Genomic DNA, 3,284 nt, shown 5'->3' on the forward strand with positions numbered 1-3,284 from the left:
CCGGAGAGGGACGCCGGCAGGGAGCCGCCGACGGGGAAGCGCCCGGGGCCGGCCGCGCCGTCGTTGGCGACGGTCAGCCGCAGCCGGCCGTCGTGCCGGGTCGTCTCGATCACGCACTTGCGGACGGCGCTGTGCCGCAGCATGTTGGTGACGCCCTCCCTGACCACGGCGCCCAGCGCCAGGTCCAGGTCCGGCGGCAGGCCGGCGGCGTCCACCTGGATCAGGCAGTCGGCTCCCAGGCTCCACAGCAGGGCCTCGGCCCGTACGGCCTCACCGCGCAGGGAGAGGTTCCGGTGGGATCTGGAGGCGTTGCGCACGGCGTGGGCGGCATGCCGTACCGCCTGGAGCGCCTCGGCGAGGTCGCCGCGGAGCCGGGCGTCGCCGTGCGCCCGCCGGTAGGCCAGCTCGCTCTTGATCGACGCCAGCCAGAGCCAGTGGCCCACGAGATCGTGCATGTCCCGGGTGAAGTCCTCACGGGCCCGTGCGACGGCCTCGTCCCGCTCGGCCGCCTGCTCCCTCCGGAGTCGCTTGAGCCGCAGCCAGAGAACGGCCGTGACGCCCAGCGAGGCGAGAAAGAGCAGGACCGCGACCGCCACCGCGGGATGGGTGTGAAAGAGCATGCCGACTCTCGCCGGAGGGGGAGCAACTCCGCCATAAAACCATCAATCATCTTAACTGTCAACAAAACCAAATAATACTCGGTTATGTCAGCAGGTCCGAAATATCGACATCGGCTATGCCCTGACTGGTATGTAATTTTCATCAGGAGTCCCGCGGCGGGGAAGGCGGCCAGGAGCGCTCGGCTCAGGGCAGGGTGAGCGGCAGCGGCACCAGCAGGTAGGCGCCGCCGAGCAGGGCCGCGCCCGAGACCAGCAGGAAGAGCAGCACCCAGAACCCGCCGGGCAGGAAGGTCAGCCGGGCGAGCTGGTCGGCGTCGGAGTCGGGGGCGCGGCCGTGGCGGCGCTTGCGGCCCAGTTCGAGGATCGGCCGGATCCCGCCGAACAGCAGGAACCAGACGGCCAGATAGGCGATGACCGCGTCGACGTCCGGCGGGGCGTACCAGGTGAGCGCGGCGATCGCCCCGCCGACGGCCAGCAGGCTCACCGCCCCGAACAGGTTGCGGATCACCACCAGCATGCAGACGAGCAGTGCGACCACGACGGCGATGAGCACGGCGACGTAGCCGGCGGAGGTCAGCCACGCGCCGCCCAGCCCCAGCAGGGAGGGGGCGACGTAGCCGGCGGCGGCCGTCAGGATCATGCCGGGGCCGGTGGGCCTGCCGCGGGTGAGCGTCACGCCCGAGGTGTCGGAGTGCAGCCGGATGCCCTGCAGCTTGCGCCGGGTGAGCAGCGCCATCAGCGCGTGCCCGCCCTCGTGGGCGATGGTGACCAGGCCCCGGGAGAGCTGCCACGAGGCCGACCACGTCACCACCGCCAGGGCGGCCAGCGCGGACAGCAGCACGACCCATGCGGGCGGGCCCGGCTGGGCCGTGGTGAGAGTCACCCACACTTCGGTCAACGGTCACTTCCCCTCGCGGATGCCCCGGAACGCCAGAGCAAAGCGTCCCATGGGTACAAGTCTGGTGGAGACGGACCCCGGGTGCTGTATACCTGTGAAGTATCTGCCGTTATTAAGCTCGAAGTGCAGAATGGCAATGATCGGGAGATGCCCGTGAGCGACACCAACGCCACACTCGTCAGGACCTTCTACGACGCGCTCGCGCGCCGCGACCTCGACGCCATGGAACGCTGTTACCACCCCGACGTCACCTTCGGTGACCCGATCTTCCAGGAGCTGGAGGGCAGGGCCCGGATCATGGGCATGTGGCGCCTGCTGACGGAGCGGAACACCGGCCTGGACGTCTCGCTCAGGAAGGTGGCCGCCGGCCCCCACGAGGTCACCACCGGCTGGACCGCCGCATACACCTTCACCGCCACCGGCAGGAAGGTCGTCAACCGGATCGACTCGCTGTTCCGGTTCGAGGGCGGGCTGATCGTCCGGCAGCACGACGAGTTCGACTTCAGGCACTGGTCGAAGATGGCCCTCGGCCGGCCGGCGGGGCTCGTCGTCGGCTGGACCCCGGCGCTCCGGGCGCGGATCCGGAGCCAGGCGATGGAGGGCCTCAGGGAGTCGATGGCCCCCGCCTGACGGGAGCCGCCGGGGACCGGGGCGGCCCGGCCGGCGGGCCGGTCAGCCGAGGAGCTTGCGGGCCGCCTCCTCGATCTCGTCCTCCGAGAGCAGCACGTGCTTGGCCGCGTCGCCCAGCGGGACGAAGCTGTCGGAGGAGGTCACCCGGGCGACCCTCCCGCCGAACCCCGCGTCCAGCAGCTCCGCGACGATCCCCTCCGAGACGCCGCCGCCGCGGCGGGTCTCGTCGGCGATCAGCACGCTGCCGGTCAGCTCGGCCGCGCGCAGCAGGTCCTCGACCGGCAGCGGGGCCAGCCAGCGCAGGTCGAGCACCCGGCAGCCGTACCCCTCCGCGGTGAGCCTGACCGCGGCGCGCAGACTCATCCGCAGGCCGTTGCCGAAGGTCACGATGGTCAGGTCGCGGCCGTCGCCGTAGCTGCGGGCGCGGCCGATCGGGACGTGCGTCTCCGCCCAGCGGGACGGCGGGGCGTACGGCGCGAGCCAGCCGTTGTCGCCGTCCTCGAACATGTCGCGTGCGGTGTAGAGGGCGATCGGCTCGAGGAAGACGCAGACGCTGCCGTCGGTGCGCGCGGCGGCCAGGCAGGTGCGCAGCATCGCGGCGGCGTCGTCGGGCCGGGACGGGGAGGCGACGACCAGGCCGGGGATGTCGCGCAGCGCGGCGACGGAGTTGTCGTTGTGGAAGTGGCCCCCGAACCCCTTCTGGTAGGCGTAGGAGGGCAGGCGCAGCACCATCGGGTTGCGGAAGGCGCCGCGGGAGAAGAACTGCAGGGTGGCGGCCTCGCCGCGGATCTGGTCCAGGGCGTTGTGCAGGTAGGCGAGGTACTGGACCTCGGGGACCGGGAGCAGGCCGGACACGCCCGAGCCCAGCGCCAGGCCGAGCACCGTCTGCTCGTCCAGGAGCGTGTCGAACACCCGGTCGGCGCCGAAGCGCTTCTGCAGGCCGCGGGTGACGCCGTAGACGCCGCCCTTGCGGGCCACGTCCTCACCGAAGACCAGGACGTCGGGGCGGGCGGCCAGTTCGTCGGCCAGGGTCCGGTTGATCGCCTGGGAGAGGGTCAGCGGCCCCTCGTCCTCGGGCAGCCGGCCGCCGAAGGCCCGCTCGCGGGCCGCGGCGGGGGGCGGCGGCCGGGACCGCC

Annotated in this window: 4 protein-coding genes; 1 reads left to right on the top strand and 3 read right to left on the bottom strand. The window is 72.0% G+C overall.

What is annotated here, in order from left to right:
* On the bottom strand, nucleotides 1-620 hold a 620-nt coding region (locus ACWJ6R_RS32935), incomplete at its 3' end, for a sensor histidine kinase (RefSeq protein ID WP_449065964.1).
* 184 nt (nucleotides 621-804) lie between these two features.
* The gene (locus tag ACWJ6R_RS32940) at nucleotides 805-1,503 is read right to left on the bottom strand and encodes a M50 family metallopeptidase (protein ID WP_449065965.1); all 699 of its coding nucleotides are present in this window, start codon (nucleotides 1,501-1,503) and stop codon (nucleotides 805-807) included.
* A gap of 162 nt (nucleotides 1,504-1,665) precedes the next feature.
* Between ACWJ6R_RS32940 and ACWJ6R_RS32945 the strand changes: the two genes are divergently transcribed.
* Nucleotides 1,666-2,148 carry a nuclear transport factor 2 family protein gene (locus ACWJ6R_RS32945; RefSeq protein ID WP_449065966.1) on the top strand — a complete coding sequence of 161 codons (483 nt, stop codon included), beginning with the start codon at nucleotides 1,666-1,668 and terminating at the stop codon, nucleotides 2,146-2,148.
* A 42-nt stretch (nucleotides 2,149-2,190) separates the two neighbouring features.
* Here the strand turns inward: ACWJ6R_RS32945 and ACWJ6R_RS32950 are convergent.
* Nucleotides 2,191-3,284 (bottom strand): alpha-ketoacid dehydrogenase subunit beta (locus ACWJ6R_RS32950; protein ID WP_449065967.1); only part of this gene is annotated, 1,094 nt, incomplete at its 5' end.

Source organism: Planomonospora algeriensis, assembly GCF_977012225.1.

Excerpts from the sequence above, each read along its gene's own strand:
- ACWJ6R_RS32945 (WP_449065966.1), top strand. The coding sequence starts at position 1,666 with ATGCCCGTGAGCGACACCAACGCCACACTCGTCAGGACCTTCTACGAC.